The organism is Mucilaginibacter sp. KACC 22773, assembly GCF_028736215.1.
Taxonomy (GTDB): domain Bacteria; phylum Bacteroidota; class Bacteroidia; order Sphingobacteriales; family Sphingobacteriaceae; genus Mucilaginibacter.
In genome coordinates this window covers 5,820,360-5,840,971 of the sequence record NZ_CP117883.1, presented here as the reverse complement: position 1 = coordinate 5,840,971, position 20,612 = coordinate 5,820,360, and the positions used below count along the sequence as shown (strand labels likewise).

The window sequence follows — 20,612 nt, the reverse complement described above, 5'->3', positions numbered from 1 at the left end:
GAATATTTACTTATAATATTATTATAAGTGTATTGGTAATTCTCACTTTCGGTGTGCTTAACGGCGCTTATGCGCAGCAGATACCGAAAATAAGGACCGATACGACTCAAAAAAGCGCACCAATGGACTTAGCCCAACCCAAAAATGTTAGGGTCAGGGAAGGTATTTTTAGTTCCGATCCTCCGGGGCTTGTGCGTACAGTTGAATATGACGCCGCCACAAACCGCTATATTTTGTACGAACGTGTGGGTAACCTGCTCTACCGCCCGCCGCAGTACCTCACTTTTGCGCAGTATTTAAAGCTTACAGATAAATCAAAGCAGCGTAATTACTACAAGCAACTGGCAGATAACTATGCCTATGACTCGCAGCAGCCGGGCTTTATTCCTATCATCAAAGTAAGAAGCCGCACTTTTGAGCAAATTTTCGGTAGCCAGAATATCGATATCCGTCCGCAGGGATCAGCCGAGATGATATTGGCCGGGCAGGTAAACAAAAATGAAAATCCGTTATTTAACACCCGCCAGCGCAAGCAGTTCAATTTTAATTTCGATCAGAAAATTCAACTAAACGTAACCGGTAATATAGGCGATAAATTAAAAATTACCACCAATTACAATACCGATGCGCAGTTTCAGTTTGAAAACCAGGTAAAGCTGGATTACACCGGCTCGCCCGACGAAATCATCCAAAAGATAGAAGCAGGTACCGTGAGTATGCCGCTGCCTACCACACTGATAACCGGCAGCCAGGCGCTTTTCGGTGTAAAAACCAAACTGAAATTTGGAAGGTTGGATATCACCAGTATTTTATCGCAGCAGCGGTCGCAGTCAAAAACTATTACGATAACCAATGGTTCGCAGCAGGGCGAGTTCAGGCTTACACCCGCGGATTACGAAGCAAATAAGCACTTTTTTTTATCACAGTATTTTCGCAATAATTATAACAAGGCGCTGGCCAATATCCCGATCATTAGTTCAAATATTAACATTACAAAAATTGAGGTTTGGACAACTAACCGAACCAATGTAACCACCGATTCAAGGGATATATTAGCTTTCCTTGACCTGGGCGAAAATAAACCATATAATACATCAAAGATACAAGGCGGGGCCGGCTTTAGCGGTTTGCCCGCCGGTTTTAAGGGCCCCGGCTTTGCACAGCAATCCAATTCTTTATTAAATAATTTACCAGCGGATGCAAGACATACCAACTCAAACGCCGTAGCCAGTTATTTTCAATCAACAGGTAATACAGATAACTATGCCAAGCTAACTTACGCCCGCAAGCTTACCGATAAAGAATATACACTGCACCCGCAATTGGGCTACATCTCTCTCAATTATCCTTTAAATAACGACGAGGTTTTGGCGGTTGCCTATCAATACACTATCAACGGTGTACAGTACCAGGTGGGTGAATTTAGCAGCGATGTGGCGGTTGATCCCAATACGCCTAAAGTGTTATTTGTAAAATTGCTAAAAAACGAACTGCTGAAAACCAATTTGCCATCCTGGGATCTGATGATGAAAAACATCTACTCGCTGGGCGCGTTCCAGATTGCTCCAACAAATTTTAAATTGACGGTGACCCGCCTGGACGATAAATCGGGGATCGAAAAAACGGTGATGGAGGAGGGGGCCAACCTTAAAGGCAAATTGTGGCTACAGGTTGCAGGGCTTGATAATCTTGATCAGCAAAGCGCTAAACAACCTGACGGGTATTTCGACTTTTTGGAAGGCGTTACCATCGACTCGCAAAACGGCCGCATCTCGTTTCCAACCATTGAACCTTTTGGGTCCGACCTGGCGGCCAAATTTAACGCCGGCGAAACGGACCTTACCAAGCGTTACGTATACCAGCAGTTGTACGATTCTACGAAAACTATAGCACAGCAATATTTTCCGGCCTTAAACCGCTATGTCATTAAAGGTACCTACACTTCAACCGGCGGATCAGAATACCAGCTGAACGCTGTGAATATTCCACAGGGTTCAGTAACGGTAACTGCTGGCCAGCTTAAATTGACTGAGGGCACAGATTATACAGTTGATTACAACTCCGGCCGGATAAGGATCTTGAACCAGGCCTTGCTGTCGTCGGGCCAAACCATCAGTGTAAAGCTGGAGAATAATGAGTTGTTTGGGGTTCAGCAAAAGTCATTATACGGATCGAGGTTTGATTACCATGTGAACGATAAACTGAATTTGGGCGGTACGCTGATGCACCTTACCGAGCAGCCTATTACTCAAAATGAAACAGCAGGCGAGGAGTCAATCTCCAACACCATATGGGGTTTTGATGTTAACTACAGTTCAGATTCGCGCATGCTTACCCGCCTGGTTGATAAAATACCGCTGATCCACACCAAAGCGCCATCGTCGGTTACCTTTTCGGGCGAGTTTGCACAGTTATTGCCCGGTAGCCCCGGGGCGTTAAATTTTGCAGGCTCAAAAAACGGTACATCATACCTGGATGATTTTGAAAACAGCCAATCCGTCATCGATATAAAAAGCGCCAATGCCTGGCAAATTTCGGGTACGCCGCAATTGTTTCCTGAAGCCAGCCGGTTTGACGACCTGAGCTATGGTTACAACCGCGCCCGCCTGGCATTTTATAATATCGACCCTATATTTTACACCAATTCAAATAACATCGCCATATCCAGGGCGGACTTATCCAATCATTACGCAAGGCAGGTCCTGGAGCAGGAAGTATTCCCTTACAAGCAGTCGAGCACCGGGCAGCCATTAACCCTGGCTACTCTGAATATGGCATTTTATCCCAATGTGCGCGGTCCGTACAACTATACTACTACAGGCTTTAATCCTGATGGTACTTTGCAAAATCCAAAAACACGCTGGGGCGGTATGTTCAGGAAACTGGAAACCAATGATTTTGAATCGTTAAACGTATCATACATTGAGTTTTGGGTGCTCGATCCCTTTATTTACAAACCCAACTCGGCAGGCGGCGACTTGTATTTTAACTTAGGCAGCGTATCTGAAGATATATTGAAAGATGGCCGTAAAAGCCTGGAGAACAGTTTGCCCGTGAACGGCGATGTTACCCAGGTTGACGAAACTAACTGGGGTAGGGTATCTAAACTACAGCCGGTTATTAACGCTTTTGACAATAACCCCGATGCGCGCCGTTTGCAGGATGTGGGCTTGGATGGGTTGAATGATGCCGACGAGCAGAAGAAATTTGCGCCGGTAGTTACCCAGGTTAAAGGGCAACTGAGCGGGCAGGCGGCCACCAATTTTGCTAATGACCCATCGTCTGACGACTACCAATACTACCAGGGCTCGGCACTTGACCAGGCCAGGTTAGGTATCCTTGACAGATATAGTAAGTACAACGGCACCGATGGCAACTCCAAAACATCGCAACAATCGCAAGCGGAACTGGGTATTCAAAATTCGGCATCAACCTCGTTACCCGACGGCGAGGATATTAACCGCGATAATAACATGAGCCAGGAAGATTCATACTTTCAGTATAAAGTATCTATCCGCCCTGGCGATATGGTTGTTGGGCAAAACAACATCAGCGATAAGGTAACGGCCAATGTTAAACTGCCCGATGGTACAACACAATCAGTAAACTGGTACCAGTTCAGGATTCCGATTACGGATTACCAAAGCAAGGTGGGTAATATTGGCGATTTTAAAGCTATTCGTTTTATGCGAATGTTCATGACCAATTTTGCCGATACCGCCATCCTCCGCTTCGCGACATTAGAATTGGTGCGCGGGGAATGGCGGGCTTTTAATATCGAGAGAAATCCGCTTAATGTTATTGCCGATCCGTCGATCAGTAATCCGCCTTTAGATAATTCGACGCTTGATGTGCAGGCGGTAAACATCGAGGAAAATGGTAACCGCACGCCTATCCCTTACGTGGTACCGCCGGGCATTCAGCGCCAGCGTAATTATAATAACCTGCAAACAAATACCAAGCTGAACGAGCAATCGCTATCATTAAATGTAAAAAGTCTGCGTGATGGTTATTCAAGGGCGGCTTTCCGGACATTTTATAACGATTTGCGCAAATACAAACGCGTACAAATGTTTGTGCACGCCGAAGGCGAATTACTGAAGGACGATGACCTGAACGCATTTTTACGCCTTGGCGTTGATTACCAGGATAACTATTACGAGTACGAAGTGCCTTTAAAAATTACGCAGCCGGGCACCAGCAGTCCTGATGCTATATGGCCCGACGCTAATGCCATCGACCTGGAGCTTGGCTTGCTTACCCGGGCAAAGCTTGCCCGCAACCACAGCAACATAGCCTTTAACCAGGTATTTAAATATACCGAAGGCACCCAAACTGTTTATATAAAAGGTCAGCCCGACTTAAGCCGCCTGCGTACCATCATGATTGGTGTGCGTAACCCTTTAAAAGGCAGCCAGGCAACCGGTACAGATGATGGGCTGGATAAAACAGGCACGGTTTGGTTTGATGAACTGCGCTTAACTGATTTTGACCAGCGTGGCGGCTGGGCGGCCACTGCCAGACTGGATACCAAACTGGCCGATTTTGCCGATGTAACGGTATCGGGCAGTAAAACCAGCATCGGTTTTGGTACGCTGGATTCACGGCTGAACGACAGGAGCCAGAGCGATAACCAGGTTTACGATATATCGGCCACTGCCGAGTTAGGTAAGTTTTTTCCAGCTAAAAGCGGGATCAGCATTCCAGCCTATATCAATGTGTCATCGCAAAAAAGTATGCCTCAATATGATCCTGGGTCGCCCGATATTGAACTGAAGCAATCACTTGCTGCTGCTACCAGCACTAAGGAACGCGACTCGATAAGGAACGCTTCTGTTGACTATACTTTCAGGAAGAGTTTCAATTTTACTAACGTCCACAAAACAAAGCTTGATCCAACGGCAAAAAACCACGTTTGGGACATTGAGAACCTAAGCGCCAGCTATGCGTTTACGCAATTTACCCATCATGATTTTACCACCCAAAGCGATTTGGAGAAAACTTATCATCTAACCCTTGCCTATAACTTTACCAATGCGCCAAAATATTATAATCCATTTGCCAAAATCATCAAAAGTAATTTGCTGGCGCTGGCGCGCGACTTCAATTTTAGTATACTGCCATCAAGGTTAAACTTCAGTATCAACTTTGATCGTTTTTATTCGGAAAATACCTTGCGGGATAACGACCCCAACAATTTTATCCCCGTACCTACCACTACATTTAATAAGTATTTTAACATTACAAGGGTTTATGGAATAGGCTGGAATTTATCAAAATCCTTATCGTTAGATATTGATGCCACCAACCTATCGGTAGTTGATGAGCCGGCGGGGCGCATTAATGGATTAAAGCGCGATACCCTTTGGGATAACCTTAAAAAGCTGGGCCGCACTACTAACTACAACCACACCATCAATATAAACTATACCCTGCCTATCAACAAGATACCGGGACTGGATTGGACGTCGGTAACTACCCGGTACAGCACGCACTTTAACTGGCAAACCCAGCCCTTGTTTGCCATCAATGATCCATCATATGATGTGGGCAACAGCATCAGCAACCTGCGTGAGATACAGGTTAACCCTACTTTAAATATGGTATCGCTGTATAATAAGTTCCCGTTCATCCGCAAGGCTGCTAACCCAAATTCGCCGGGCGGGTTGGGTAAAGTATTAATAGGGCTGCTTACCAGTGTTAAAAATGTAAGTGCCACTTACTCGCGTAAACAAGGCACCTATTTGCCGGGTTACCTGCCTCAATCAGGAATTTTTGGCCAAAATGCCGATTATAACGCGCCGGGCATTGGGTTTTTATTAGGTAGCCAAACCGATATACGCGCCAAAGCTATAGCCAACGGATGGATAACTACCGATACCCTGCAAAATCAATTGTATACCACATCGCTTAATGAGGATATGCATTTCAGGGGCGTTATTGAACCATTTAAAGGCCTCAAGATTGACCTTATCGCTTTTAAAACACAGGATCATAACTACCAATCAAACTTTAAATACCTGGCCGCAACCAACAGTATTGAATCATTAAGCCCGGTTACCACAGGTAATTATAGTATCTCATATTTAACTATAGGTACGGCGTTCAAAAAAACTACGGGTATTGATAACAAATCGCCACTGTTTCAGCAAATGCTTGCCAACCGTGCTGTTATATCGCAAAGGCTTGCCGCCCAAAACCCCAATTCAACGCAATTGGTAGATTCGGTTGGGCTTAGAGACGGTTATGGGCAAAATTCCCAAAATGTACTGGTGCCCGCTTTTTTGGCTGCCTATACCGGTAAAAAAGCGACGAAGGCCAGCACATCTCAGTTTCCTAAAATACCTATTCCTAACTGGGATATCAGGTACAGCGGGCTGGCCAAAATTCCTTTCTTTGCCGATGTTTTCGACTCCTTCGATCTGAGTCACGGTTACCGGTCGTCGTACAACGTAAATGGTTTTACTACGCTGTTGCAATACCGCGAGGCGGCCGGCGCCAGTAGCGCACGCGATTTGAATAATGATTTTTTACCGCTTTACCAGTTCTCGCAGGTTACCATATTTGAGCAGTTTGTGCCTTTATTGGGTGCCAGCGCAAGGTTTAAAAATAGTATGACGGCCAACGTTGAGTTCAGGCAGAGCCGTACACTGAGCCTGAGCCTGCTCAATAGCCAGCTGGCGCAGCAGAACGAAAGAATTATTGTTTTTGGTTTCGGCTATCATACCAAAAATTTCCACTTCCCATTCGGATTGCTTCCGGGAGGCAGCCCTAAGGATGTTAACTTTAAACTCGATTTCTCGCTGCGCGACAACAAAACGCTCATTTACCGTGCCGATGTAGAAGCGGCAGAAATTTCGTCCGGCGCGCAAAACATTACCGTAAGGCCATCCATCGATTATGTGATAAACCAGCGTTTTAACCTCAACCTGTTTTACGATTCAAACATCACCCGGCCATACACCTCGCAAACGTTTAATACCGCGTTTACCAATTTTGGCATCAACCTGAAATTATTACTTCAATAAATTAAAACTGATTTGAAAAGTTGAGAACTTGAAGATTTGAAAATGCATTGTCAACCCCGTTATTTTTCAAATTCTCAAATCTTCAAATTTTCAAATCGAATTGATTTCCTTTGCCGCCTTTTTATCGGCCCTCCGTTTTTTGCGCTCGGCTTTCCTTACTAATCTTTCCTGCTTGTTTTTTTTGTGTTCCGTTAGGCGCCCCATTGCAGCTTGCTGTGATTTTTCATCCAGACCGGCACATTCTTTTATGCCCTGTAATAACGTGCGCCAAACGGTTTTAAAAAACGGCGAGTCTTTTGGCCGCAAATAATTAACATCCGAAAAGCGGGGCGCTTTGCCTGCAACATCCGGGTTATTGCGTTTTATAACAAACAGGTTGGCAAATATGGATATCAGCTGTTGCTTTTTTAAGCGGTTGTTGGCGGTGTCAGCTTCCAGGATGGATACTTTTAAATCGTTATATAACAATGCTATCCGGCCTTTAAAAGCCTTGCGGTTGGCGTGGATATCAAAATTAAATTGGTTGATATTGCCCGATGTTATTTTGAGCATGGCCAGCGGCACAGTTGCCTGGTTAAGCTTGTTGGCCACCATATTGCCCAACGATCCGTTATAGTTGAATGAGCCATCAGCATCGGTTAAATTAAACAGGAACTGCACGTCCAGTCGCCCACGGTTCATGAAATAGCTGCTAAGGCGGACATCAGTAATGTTGTTTTTGGCAATTGCTACCTTGTTTGTAGTAACATTATGAAACTCGCCGCTGGTGTTATTAAATTCTACCGATCCCGTTTTTTTCGTCTCCGCATTAAATTCCGAATATGATACATCGATGTGTTTTAACCGGATAGTATCTATTGTCAGGTCGGTATCTGTGTTACGTACCAACACATTGGGGAAGGTGGATACTTGATCTGCCGTCACCCGCTTACTTTTGTTGGGGTTGCCAAACACCCTTAAGTCGCCATCGGCAAGGTCAAGGCTTGATGCTTTAAGGCGCCGGTATTTATGGTAATTCAAAAAATCGAAGTTGTTGAGTTGTAATGAATCAACCCCCAGGGTAAAGCTGTCGCTTTGGCTTTTGTTAAAAAACAGGTCGTTTTTTGCGGCCTGCAATTGCAGGCCCCTGATGTTGAGCCTGGAGTACATGGTTGATAGCCTAAGGTAATTTATTTTATAATCGTACAACCCATTGTCGGTTTTGCCGCTATAATTATTAAGCTCCATAACAATATCCTTGCAGTACAACAGCCGCGATTTGTCAGTCTGGGTCGCCGAGTCGATCAGGAGGTCGGTAGCGCTTAGGTTCATCTCTTTAAGAGTAGATATAACCACCTTATGGCCCGAGTAATCCTCATACTTAAATTTTACATCGTTAAAATAAATCTGGCCTACGCTTATGGAGCGTAGGGCTTTGGAAACTTTTTGCCAGGTTGTCTGGTAATCCTTTAAAACGGTATCCTGTGTATGGTTAAGCGTGTAGCTAACATTCAACTCGGGCTCGTTCAAAATAATTTGGCTGATATTTAACTTGTGCCTGAAATAATAACTAAAGGGGTGAATATGTTTTAAAATCAGTTTTTTTACATGCAGGGTCACCAGGTTATTTGGCGCTATGTGCTGCTGTTTTTTGCGGTTGTACACCACAGTATCCGGTATAAGACTGATATTATATATGGTAACTTTTCCTTCTAATAAATGCAGCTCGGCTTTGGTAAAGTCGGCGTGGTACAGGCTATCGCTGCCGGTTAAAACAGCCTCACGCACCTGCGTGGCCAAAATGGGGGCCAGGTAGTGGTTAAGTATAAGGGCTATTATAAAAACAATGAGTACCGGTACCAATACAAAGCTAAATGCTATTTTTTGCCATTTGTGCCTTAAGAAATTCAGCTTCATTTATAAATATCCGTTTACTTTTATGGTGTTACTGGTACTCTTATACGTATAGAATCAGAAATATAACAATATTTTTTTGATTTTGTTAAATGCTGACAATATGTCATTCGCGTATTTAAATTTTGTGTATTTTTGCAAACTAATTTTTAATTGAATGATGGATTTGGTTCTTCCGGATAAGGTACATGATGAGAGCAGGCAAGGCGAGGCTTTGGTTTTAGAGCAGCCGGTGACGGGTAAAAATAACGGCCGTAAACTTTATATTGAAAGTTATGGCTGTGCAATGAATTTTAGCGACAGCGAAATTGTTGCATCCATATTAGCTGAACAAGGTTTTGAGACCACCGGCGATCATAACATGGCCGATGTTATATTTATAAACACCTGTTCTATCCGCGAGAATGCCGAAACACGTGTGCGTAACCGCTTAAAGGAGTTTGCCATTACCAAGGTAAAAAATCCCGGCCTGGTGGTAGGCGTGTTGGGCTGTATGGCTGAACGCCTGAAATCGAAATTTTTAGAAGAGGAAAAACTGGTTGACGTAGTTGTTGGCCCCGATGCATACCGCGACCTGCCTAACCTGATAGACCAGGTTGACAGCGGCCAAAAAGCTGTTAACGTATTGCTATCCCGTGAGGAAACTTATGCAGATATAAGCCCGGTACGTTTAAACAGCAACGGCATTAACGCCTTTGTATCTATTATGCGTGGCTGCGATAACATGTGTTCGTTTTGCGTGGTTCCGTTTACCCGTGGCCGCGAACGCAGCCGCGACCCGCAATCAATAGTTGCAGAATGTACCGATCTGTTTGATAAAGGATACCGCGAGGTTACTTTGCTGGGGCAGAATGTGGATTCGTATAAGTGGAAAAAGAGTTCTGAGTCGGGAGTTCTGAGTTCTGAGTTGGAAGCGCAAGCTGATCAAAAGGGTTCTTCTACCGGGCCAGATTTGGGAGTGGCTGATGCGCCCGTTACCAATTTCGCCAATCTTTTAGAGATGGTGGCGCTCATTAATCCAGATTTGCGCGTGCGTTTTTCAACCTCGCATCCGAAGGATATTACCGACGAGGTTTTATACACTATTGCCAAATACGATAATATTTGTAACTACATACACCTGCCGGTACAATCGGGCAATACCCGCATCCTTGATTTGATGAACCGTACTTACGATCGCGATTGGTATATTAACAGGATTGACGCTATTCGCCGGATTATTGGTGATTGTGCAATTTCTACAGATGTAATAACCGGTTTTTGTACCGAAACCGACGAGGAGCATGCCGATACAGTAAGTATGATGGATTACGTGAAATACGATTTTGCCTACATGTTTAAGTATAGCGAGCGCCCCGGAACATTGGCCGCAAAACGCTATGCCGATGATATTCCCGAGGAAGTAAAACAAAAACGATTAACAGAGATAGTAGCTAAGCAACAGGAGTACTCTTACTACCGTGCACAGGCACGCATTGGTAAGATAGAAAAAGTGCTTATAGAGGGCTTCTCCAAAAAATCAAAAAACGATTATTGCGGCCGCAGCGATCAAAACGCCATGGTGATTTTCCCGGTAGCCGATAATTATAAGCCCGGCCAATACGTGAACGTTTTGATTGAAAGGACTACTACGGCTACGTTGATCGGGACGGTGGTTGAATAGAAGCAAGATATAAGAATCAAGAGATAAGACAGAACTTGCATGAGGCATAATTTTAAGAATTTGAAAGTATGGCAAAAAGCAATGGACCTAACTGATTTGATTTTTGACTATAGTAAAGATTTACCAGTAACTGAGCGCTATAATTTGGTTGATCAGATAAATAGATGCTCATGCTCCATCCCGTCAAACATAGCAGAGGGGTCTGGAAAAACAACAAGTAAACATTTTGCAGAGTTTTTATCAATTTCGATGTCATCATCTTTTGAACTTGAAACGCAGTTATTAATATGTGAGCGCCGGAAATACGGGTCGACGGATAAATTATTTAGTTGCATGGAATTAGTGGCTGAAGTTCAACGAATGATTTTTTCATTCAGAGAGCATATACTGAAACCTGAAACAAAATCTTAATTCTTGACTCTAATCTCTTGACTCTTCTTCAATATGGAAATACAAGAAATAAAACAACGCTTCGGTATCATTGGCAATTCGCCATTGCTCAACCGGGCCATAAATATAGCCAACCAGGTGGCGCCTACAGATATTTCGGTGCTGATTACCGGCGAAAGCGGGAGCGGTAAAGAAGTGTTTTCGCACATTATACACCAGATGAGTCCGCGTAAGCATGGGCCTTTTATAGCGGTGAACTGTGGCGCTATACCTGAGGGAACTATCGATTCGGAATTGTTCGGCCACGAAAAAGGTTCCTATACCGGTGCTGTTGGCGAACGTAAGGGTTACTTTGAAACCGTAAACGGCGGTACCATATTTTTAGATGAAATTGCCGAGATGCCATTAGGCACCCAGGCCCGTTTGCTTAGGGTGCTTGAATCTGGCCAGTATATTAAAGTGGGGTCATCAAAGGTAGAGAAAACCAACGTGCGTGTTATAGCCGCTACCAATGTTGATGTTTACGATGCTGTAAAAAGTGGTAAGTTTAGGGAAGATCTGTACTATCGTTTAAATACAGTACCCTTAAAAATACCGCCTTTACGCGATAGGAAAGAGGATATTTACCTGTTGTTCAGGAAATTCACATCCGATTTTACTGATAAATACCGTACGCCGCCAATTCAGCTTGATGAAGAGGCGCAACAGGTATTAATTAACTACAGCTGGCCGGGTAATGTAAGGCAGCTTAAAAACATGGCCGAGCAGTTAGCTGTATTGGAGCGGGACCGCATTATTACGGGGCCAACCTTGTTAACATATATCCCACAAGAGGCTAATGGCCGCAATTTGCCTATGCGTGTAGGTAACCCCGGTAAAGAAGACTTTTCGGAACGGGATATATTGTATAAGGTGTTGTTTGATATGAAACGCGATATGGTTGAACTGAAAAAGCTGGTGGCCGATATTATTGAGCATGGCGGTGTATCAGCCAATTACGCCAGCCACTCGCAAACGCTTAACCAGCTGTACCGCGATATTGAAATTCCGGGTAGCCCCGAAGGACAATTTACTTTGCAGCAACCCGTTAATACAAATAATAACAGCAATTTAGGCGGCAACGATGCTTATAACATAACCCACGAAGCCGAGGAGGTAGAAGAGTCACTATCGCTGATTGAAAAAGAATCAGACCTGATCCGTAAAGCTTTAAAAAAGCACAAAGGAAAACGTAAACTCGCCGCCAATGAGCTGGGCATATCTGAGCGTACATTGTACAGAAAAATTAAAGAGTTAAATTTATAGTTGATGAAAAGGTTATACGGAGCAATTATTGTTTTAAGTTTGGGTTTACTTTCATCGTGCTATACACTTAAAAACTCTGCCATACCCCTTGAGGTAAAAACCATCAACATCCAGTTTTTTGAAAACAACGCGCCGCTGGTGGTAAATAACTTGAGCCAAACTTTTACGGAGGCATTAAAAGACAGGATTCGTACCCAAAGCCGTTTAAGTATTGTGAGGAACGAGGGCGATGTGATCATGTCTGGTGCCATTATTGGCTACCAGATTGCGCCGGTATCTATCGAGGCTACTAATAACAATACGGCTCCAATTGCCGATGCCAATAAATTAAGTATTACGGTAAGGGTGAAATGCGTTTACGAGAAGGATAAAAAGGATAAAAATCTTAACTTTGAGGAAAGTATGACCCGGTTTGCTAACTACAGGGGAGATATAAATTCGCAAGAACAAAAGCTCATCCAGGAGATTACAAAGCAAATAACCGAAGATATTTTTAACAGGGCCTTTTCTAATTGGTAGGCATTTCGTACTTTCAACCACGTGGATCAATATTTAAATAACAGGCAAAACGAGATATTATGGGAGTTATTGGCCAATCCGGCCGATAATGGCCAGTTGCATAACTATGATTTGCAGCAGTTGGTTGATGAATTTCCGCAAAGTGGCATATTAAGGGCAGTGCTTGCCCATGCAGGTAACGGAAGCGACTTAAAACACGCCGCCGCTTACTTTAGCCCCAGGTTGCTGCACAAACTTATTAACGATCCTGAGAACCTGCCTGTAGTTTCTGCCGGGCAAATTGCAGGTTTTAAAAATGGGGCGGCACCTGTTTATACACCACCCGCCCGCGAAAGCGAAAACTATTTTAACATAGGTACGGCAACCGAAGTAACCGGGGAGCCGGAAGGCCTCAACGGATCGGAAGACCAATTTGAAATATTAACAGAGACGTCCGCGCCCGAATCTGTAACAAATAATGAAGCTGATGCGATAACTCAAGAGTTGGAAGAACCCGGAGCAGGGCCTGCTGTGGAAGAGTTATCAGCAGCAAATGATCAAACAGATGCTGAAGTACCGGTGTTTGTTGCAGAAGATGCGCCGCCTGTTGTTGTAAAGCCAGAGGTAGCCGACGAAAAAAACGAGGAAGATATCGAAGATGAGATTTTTGACGAAATTGTAGGCATTGAAAACATTAGTTTTGATGGCAGCTCATCAGATATAAAACCCGGGCAAGAAGTTAAAAACGATGCTGCAACCGAACAAGCGCCAGTTACTGCCGAAGAGCCCGACATGGGTGGGCAGGCCGTTGCGGAACCCAGGAAAAACCCGGCAGATATTAATTTTGAAACAGAAAAATGGATCATTGGAAGCATTGCCTCCACCGATTATTTTATGTTTGATAATTCGATAGCTGATCAAAAAGGAGTTGATAACCCTGCTTCGGTTGCTACAAGGGCGCTTCCTTTAGTTACCACAGGAGTTGATAATGCCCACGAAGCCGAAACTGTATCAAAGTATCATGATGAAAAGATGCCTTATACCTTTATGTGGTGGCTTGATAAAACACGTAAGGAGTACGCATCAACCTATCAACCATATTTGTCTCCGGTACAACAGTATGCGACGCAAGGGATAACTGCCGAAGAGAAAAAGGAGCACGCTGCCGACGAATTGCAACAGCAATATTTTGAAAATATATTTCACGATAAATCGCTTCTGGACCTGGAAAACGCCCCAATACCGGATGCTCCTGAAGTAAAGCGCAAGGAAGATATTATTATTGAAAAGTTTATCAAAGAAGAACCGCAGATAAGGCCGCCATCAATAAACAAAATAGATAATGAGAATAAGGCCAAAAAAAGTTCGGAAGATAAAAATGAGTTGGTAAGCGAAACCCTGGCGCAGATATACGCCGATCAGATGCTATATCACAAAGCGATTGCTACTTATAAAAAATTGATGTTGAAATTCCCGGAAAAAAGCCGTTACTTTGCCCACCAAATTGAACAATTAGAAAAGAAAACGAATTAATATAAAATAAAGAAATGTACATTTTAATTATCCTTACCGTTATTGTATGCGCTCTGTTAGGGCTAATCGTATTAATCCAAAACCCTAAAGGCGGCGGTTTGTCATCTAATTTTTCAAGTTCATCGCAGTTGATGGGCGTTCAAAAAACAGGCGACTTTTTAGAAAAAGGTACCTGGGTATTGGCAATTACCGTAATGGTATTGGCGTTAGCCATCAACGTGGTGGCCAAAGGTGGTTCGGCAAGTACCGTAAACCCTTTGCAAAACCAGATTGATAAGGCTTCAAAACCTTCGTCAACTGCGCCTGCAACAACGCCATTGAATGTCCCCGCAGCACCAGCTCCAAATAAAACGAAATAAGCTTACGCTTAGTAAATAGTAAAAAACGGCTTTGGAACAATCCAAAGCCGTTTTTTTGTGCCCAGCTTAACTGACACGATGGCACGGGCAGGTTAAAATACTGTTAAGGGTAAAAAGTAAAAAAACGTTTTTGCTGCCATTACAACAGTTAAGTATGTCAATATTTGCCATTGCCGGCCCTTGGCATAATTGATGAGGATTTGGTGTTTGAAAAACTTAAATAAATAAACAGTTATAACTATGTCATTAAACATTAAACCAATCGGCGACAGAGTGGTTGTAGAGGCCGCAGCGGCCGAAGAGAAAACCGCCTCGGGAATCATTATCCCTGATACCGCTAAAGAAAAACCTCAGCGTGGAACTATCGTTGCAGTAGGTAACGGTAAAGTAGATGAGCCTTTAACAGTAAAAGTTGGTGACCAGGTTTTATATGGTAAATATGCCGGTACCGAAATTACCTACGAAGGAAAAGAGTATTTAATTATGCGCGAATCTGACGTTTACGCGGTATTGTAAATTAATTAGTGAATTATTGAATTAGTGAGTTAGTGAATGCCCGACTTACTGATCAACAAAAAATCACTGGAATAATCAAAAACAAAACGGAAAAACAATTATTGAGCGTGAAAATTAAATCACTAATTCACTAACTCAATAATTCAATAACTAAAAAAATGGCAAAACAAGTTAAATACAATGTTGAAGCACGCGACGCCTTAAAACGCGGTGTTGATATTTTAGCTAATGCGGTTAAAGTAACATTAGGCCCTAAAGGCAGAAACGTAATTATTGATAAAAAATTCGGCTCACCATCAATCACCAAAGATGGTGTTACTGTTGCTAAAGAAATCGAACTGAAAGATGCTTTAGAAAACATGGGTGCCCAAATGGTTAAAGAAGTTGCATCAAAAACTGCTGATATTGCAGGTGATGGTACTACTACTGCTACCGTTTTAGCACAAGCTATTGTAACCGCAGGTATTAAAAACGTAGCTGCCGGTGCAAACCCAATGGATTTAAAACGTGGTATTGATAAAGCTGTTGCAGCTGTTGTTGAGGATTTAAAAGCTCAATCACAAACTGTAGGCGAAGACAATAACAAAATAAAACAGGTTGCTGCAATTTCTGCAAATAACGACGAGATCATCGGTTCGTTAATTGCCGAAGCTATGGCTAAAGTTGGTAAAGATGGTGTTATCACTGTTGAAGAAGCAAAAGGAACTGAAACTGAAGTTAAAACTGTAGAAGGTATGCAGTTTGATCGTGGTTACCTTTCTCCTTACTTTGTTACCAATGCTGATAAAATGGAAGTGGAGTTAGAAAATCCTTACATCCTGATCTACGATAAAAAGATCTCGTCGATGAAAGAATTACTTCCCATCCTTGAAAAACAAGTACAAACAGGTAAACCATTATTGATCATTGCCGAGGACCTTGATGGCGAAGCATTGGCTACTTTGGTAGTTAACAAAATTCGTGGTTCGCTGAAAGTTGCTGCTGTTAAAGCTCCTGGCTTTGGCGATCGTCGTAAAGCTATGTTAGAGGATATTGCTATCCTTACTGGTGGTACTTTGATCTCGGAAGAAAGAGGTTACAAATTAGAAAATGCTGATTTGACTTACTTAGGTACTGCCGAGAAAATCATTATCGACAAAGATAACACAACTATCATCAACGGTGCTGGTTCTGCCGATGAGATTAAAGGTCGTGTTGGCCAAATCAAATCTCAAATCGAATCAACTACATCTGATTATGACCGCGAAAAATTACAGGAGCGTTTAGCCAAATTATCTGGCGGTGTTGCTGTACTTTACGTAGGTGCTGCTACAGAGGTTGAAATGAAAGAGAAAAAAGATCGTGTTGACGATGCTTTACACGCAACACGTGCCGCTGTTGAAGAAGGTATTGTTGCTGGTGGTGGCGTTGCCTTCATCCGCGCGGTAGCTGCTTTAGCTGATTTGAAAGGTGATAACGAAGACGAGAACACTGGTATCCAGATCATCCGTCGCGCTATCGAAGAGCCTTTACGTCAGATTTGCCAGAACGCTGGTATCGAAGGTTCAATCGTAGTACAAAAAGTTAAAGAAGGTACAGGTGATTTTGGTTACAATGCCCGTACCGATAAATACGAAAACCTGATTGCAGCAGGCGTTATCGACCCAACTAAAGTTGGCCGTGTAGCTTTAGAGAACGCAGCTTCTATCGCAGCTATGTTGTTAACAACAGAAGTTGTATTAGCTGATGATCCTGAAGATGCTCCAGCCGGTGGCCCACCAATGGGCGGCGGCGGCATGGGCGGCATGATGTAATAGCCCCCCGGCCCCCTGAAGGGGGTGTCTGAAAATATATACTATTTGAAACCCTGTATGCTTTTGTATACAGGGTTTCGTTTTTTCAAAGGGTGGCTATAGTCATTTGAACGTAAACGGACAGTCATTAATTAATCATTTGATTAGTTTTTAAAATTATCTTAATAGCTAACCTGTATTTTTGCGTAACAATCCTAAAAGATAGTTTCTTAGGCACAGGATTTGAATAGCGTAGGATGATATGAAAAATATAACACAAAAATCAAAACAAATACACAGCGCCATAGTAGACTGGTTGTTGTTTAAGGGTCCCGAATTATTTATAACTATTTACGGTAAGTAATTAATTTTTACTTTTGCCTCCAGTTATGGAGTTGAAAGATTTTTATATTGATACACACAAATGGATAGTTGATAATTGGGTTCGCTATTCATTCGGATTAATCGTTCTGATTGTTGGTCTTTGGTTCATCAAATTTTTAAGGGCGCGGCTACGCAACCGGATGCTTCAAAGGCAGGTACACTCATCGTTACAGCCCTTTCTTCTTAGTCTTACAATTACCAGTCTTTATATATTACTTATCATTTCGGTAATTAATATTTTTGGCTTCCAGCTTACCATTTTCACTACAATAATTGGTGCATTTAGCGTTGCAGCCGGTTTGGCGCTTTCAGGTACGTTTCAAAATTTTGCGGGTGGGGTGCTCATTTTGCTTTTGAAGCCATTTGAGGTTGATGACAGTATAATAGCCCAGGGCCAGGATGGTAAAGTAGTATCTATCCAGATTTTTTACACCGTTTTAATTACCGCCGATAACAAGCAGGTAATTATTCCCAACGGAAAGCTTTTTAACGAGGTGATTGTAAACGTAACCCGTGAGGGTAAACGCCGGTTGGATTTTGAGATTAAGATAGCATACGCCAATGATCTGGATAAAGTGAAGGGTATCATTAACCAGGCCATCAGTTCAACCCATGACCTGCTTACAGAACCGGCCGCAAGGGTAGGAATTATCAGTATGGAGATAGACTCAGTACGTATTACCATAAACGTATGGGTGGAACCAGCCAACTTTTTAACCGCCAAAATAGCCCTGCAGGAAAAGATATTTAAGGATTTCAGCGCTAATGGAGTTGCGTTCCCGAAGGCGGGGTAGAGTTAACGGACGATTTCGCCCTGAAACCAAAGAATACCCCTTGCAAGCATCCCCTTGCGAATTTGATCTGCTTTGATATTGTTGTTGGTGATGTAAGTATCAATTACAAAATCGCTGCCAGTTTTTTGGCCACGGTCGAGTTTTAACATCATCATGCACCCTATCGAAACAGGATCGACCGGAGCACCTTTTATTTCGAGAATTACAGCTTCAAATGAAAAATAACTTTTGTTGCTGTACTTGTTGTTTGCCCAAAATCCCTTAGGTTGCTGATTTATTTCATTGGTGTTTGTGTCTGCCTCAAAAAGCTCTAACACCAAGGCCGATAACCGGACTTCAACATTAGGTTGAGTTTGGTAAATCTGTTTATTAACCGCGTAATCTGTAGCAAAAAAACTCACCGGAACAGTCCTGTTCAGGTTGCCTTCAATTTCGGCTTCTATAATAGGTTCGCCGTCGTCCCACTCTACAATTTGTTGTGTATAAAAAAGGGTTTTAAATTCAGTTTGTATGTAGGGGTATACAGCTTCTCGTTGCTGGCCAATTGTCACCACGCGTAAATATGGATTTCCTGCTTTACCGCCTACCTTTGCAAAGGTTGATTGAGTGATACCGGCCACTTCGTTTATTAGTACTGGAGCATTTAGCAGTGCCTGGTTAACAATTGTATATAATACGCTTCTGCCTGGTAGCAGGAAATACCTCCTGAAACCAATTAAAGCACAAAAATGTAAAGCATGATCTTCTCCTTTGTGTGAAATTATTTCAACCGATGGTTTTGCATGGCGTTGGGTTGATTGCTGATATAATTCAAAAACGGTTAACGCTGGTTTGCCGCCAGTTTCATTAAACCATACTTTGTAATTATATTGTGCCCGGTTTAATACCGCATCGAAGTGATCCTCATGTAGGCCCCTATTAATTAATATGGTTTTAACGTCGTCCACTTTTTTTCCATCATTGACCATGGCTTTGGTGGCGATATCAATGTATTGTGAAATGCTTGTTGCCCGTCTTACGTATAAGGCCGGTTCTAATTGAGGAAGTGCGGGCTGGCTTTTTTTTGCAATTTTAGTAACGATATCTATTCCATCCAAAAGCAATTTAAGTGTATGCAGCATAACCTTAAATCTTCTGTTTAGCCTTTAATTCCAAATACTTGTTGATGGTATTAACCGTCAAATTTTGCGGCGCACTTAAAATAGATTGGATCCCATATTTAGCCAGCTCTTTTACTATGAGTTTTTTATCGTAAGCAAACTTTTCGGCGATGGTTTTTATGTAGATACCTTCAAGGTCGGTTGCCTGTTTTTCGCTCAGGGTTTTAAGTTCGGTGTTTTCAAAAAACACTACCAGCAGCAGGTGAAATTTGGCTATCCGTTTCAGGTAGGGCAGCTGCCGGTTAAGGGCGTTCATGCTTTCGTAATTGGTGAAAAAGACTACCAGGCTGCGCTGTTTTATTACTGTACGTACGGTGCTGTATAATAGTTCCATGTTGGTTTCCAGGTAGCGGGTACGCTCCTTATACAAAACCTCCAGTATTTTATTCAATTGCGAGGATTTTCTATCGGCAGGAATAACAGCACCAATTTTTTCAGATGCGGTAATCAAGCCCGCCTTGTCCTCTTTTATGAGCGCAACACTTGATAGCACAAGGCTGGCGTTTATAGCATAATCCAACAGGCTTAAGCCTTCAAAAGGCATTTTCATCGCCCTTGATTTATCTATTATACAATACACGTGCTGCGATTTTTCGTCGGTATAGGAGTTAACCATCAGGTTGCCCTGCCTGGCGGTGGCTTTCCAGTTAATGGTGCGGTAGTCGTCGCCGGCAACATAGTTTTTTACCTGCTCAAACTCCAGGCTGTGGCCAATACGGCGTATTTTTTTTATGCCGATATCTGTGAGCCGGTTAGAGATAGCCATCAACTCATATTTACGCATCTGGAGGAAGGATGGGTATACCGGCAATGTCTCGGCCTGCTGAAAAGTATAACGCCTCGTGATGAGCCCTAATGGCGATTTGGCGTAAACCCGGATATCGCCAAATTCGTACTCGCCGCGTTTGGTAGGCCGCAAGCTATAGCTTATCAGTTTGCGCTCATGTGGTTTTAAGGTTGTTTTAAACCAGATGTCGCGCTTTTGAAACTGAAACGGAATCTCGTCGATAATGCCAATGCTGATATTAAAAGGATACCAGTTTTCACAATAAACACCCAGTTCGTTTTCGTCGCTGTTGCTTAATCTTTCGGGAGCATGGCGCTTGGCAAACACGCCTTTGGCCGTTTTATAAAGCATGAGCACATCAATCATAAACAGCAATACCAACGCCCAGAAAACCAATGCCGGTATTACTCCAAGCCAGGGAAAAAAGAATGATAGCACAAACACTACCACGCTTATTCCCAAACCGGTAAACAGGCGGTTGGTTAAAAAAAGATCTTTGTAAAACAGGCCGTAAATGTTTTTCACAAAAA

The 20,612-nt window shown here is 43.0% G+C and carries 13 protein-coding genes; 10 read left to right on the top strand and 3 right to left on the bottom strand.

Features of this window, described 5'->3' with window-relative positions:
• The first annotated feature begins 122 nt into the window (after positions 1 to 122).
• On the top strand, positions 123 to 7,028 hold the full coding sequence (gene sov / locus PQ469_RS24145) for a T9SS outer membrane translocon Sov/SprA (RefSeq protein WP_274209943.1): 6,906 nt from the start codon (positions 123 to 125) through the stop codon (positions 7,026 to 7,028).
• A gap of 90 nt (positions 7,029 to 7,118) precedes the next feature.
• Here sov and PQ469_RS24140 read toward each other — a convergent pair whose 3' ends face one another.
• Complete coding sequence (locus PQ469_RS24140) at positions 7,119 to 8,924, bottom strand: hypothetical protein (protein ID WP_274209942.1); 1,806 nt, start codon at positions 8,922 to 8,924, stop codon at positions 7,119 to 7,121.
• Positions 8,925 to 9,078: 154 nt separating this feature from the next.
• Between PQ469_RS24140 and PQ469_RS24135 the strand changes: the two genes are divergently transcribed.
• The 9 genes from PQ469_RS24135 (at position 9,079) to PQ469_RS24095 (ending at position 18,135) form a co-directional block, all read left to right on the top strand.
• Positions 9,079 to 10,584 carry a MiaB/RimO family radical SAM methylthiotransferase gene (locus tag PQ469_RS24135; protein WP_274209941.1) on the top strand — a complete coding sequence of 502 codons (1,506 nt, stop codon included), beginning with the start codon at positions 9,079 to 9,081 and terminating at the stop codon, positions 10,582 to 10,584.
• 60 nt (positions 10,585 to 10,644) lie between these two features.
• Positions 10,645 to 10,995: a four helix bundle protein gene (locus PQ469_RS24130; protein WP_274209940.1), complete on the top strand. Its 351-nt coding sequence runs from the start codon at positions 10,645 to 10,647 to the stop codon at positions 10,993 to 10,995.
• A gap of 33 nt (positions 10,996 to 11,028) precedes the next feature.
• The gene (locus PQ469_RS24125) at positions 11,029 to 12,279 is read left to right on the top strand and encodes a sigma-54 interaction domain-containing protein (protein ID WP_090641430.1); all 1,251 of its coding nucleotides are present in this window, start codon (positions 11,029 to 11,031) and stop codon (positions 12,277 to 12,279) included.
• Between the two features lie 3 nt (positions 12,280 to 12,282).
• A complete protein-coding gene (locus PQ469_RS24120; protein ID WP_090641433.1) occupies positions 12,283 to 12,798 on the top strand; it encodes an LptE family protein in 516 nt (171 codons plus the stop codon).
• Between the two features lie 21 nt (positions 12,799 to 12,819).
• Complete coding sequence (locus PQ469_RS24115) at positions 12,820 to 14,310, top strand: hypothetical protein (RefSeq protein ID WP_274209939.1); 1,491 nt, start codon at positions 12,820 to 12,822, stop codon at positions 14,308 to 14,310.
• Between the two features lie 14 nt (positions 14,311 to 14,324).
• On the top strand, positions 14,325 to 14,669 hold the full coding sequence (gene secG / locus PQ469_RS24110) for a preprotein translocase subunit SecG (protein WP_274209938.1): 345 nt from the start codon (positions 14,325 to 14,327) through the stop codon (positions 14,667 to 14,669).
• A gap of 240 nt (positions 14,670 to 14,909) precedes the next feature.
• A complete protein-coding gene (gene groES, locus PQ469_RS24105; protein WP_090641441.1) occupies positions 14,910 to 15,185 on the top strand; it encodes a co-chaperone GroES in 276 nt (91 codons plus the stop codon).
• A gap of 158 nt (positions 15,186 to 15,343) precedes the next feature.
• Positions 15,344 to 16,978, top strand: coding sequence for a chaperonin GroEL (gene groL, locus PQ469_RS24100; RefSeq protein ID WP_090641444.1), 1,635 nt, complete (start codon positions 15,344 to 15,346; stop codon positions 16,976 to 16,978).
• Positions 16,979 to 17,346: 368 nt separating this feature from the next.
• Positions 17,347 to 18,135 (top strand): mechanosensitive ion channel family protein, encoded by a 789-nt coding sequence (locus PQ469_RS24095; protein WP_090641447.1) that lies wholly within the window; start codon positions 17,347 to 17,349, stop codon positions 18,133 to 18,135.
• A gap of 2 nt (positions 18,136 to 18,137) precedes the next feature.
• Here the strand turns inward: PQ469_RS24095 and PQ469_RS24090 are convergent, their stop codons facing one another.
• Both PQ469_RS24090 and PQ469_RS24085 read right to left on the bottom strand, forming a co-directional pair.
• Entirely contained in the window at positions 18,138 to 19,256 is a 1,119-nt protein-coding gene (locus tag PQ469_RS24090) for a hypothetical protein (RefSeq protein ID WP_274209937.1), read from the bottom strand.
• A 4-nt stretch (positions 19,257 to 19,260) separates the two neighbouring features.
• Positions 19,261 to 20,607, bottom strand: coding sequence for a DUF58 domain-containing protein (locus PQ469_RS24085; RefSeq protein ID WP_274209936.1), 1,347 nt, complete (start codon positions 20,605 to 20,607; stop codon positions 19,261 to 19,263).
• Positions 20,608 to 20,612 lie beyond the last annotated feature (5 nt).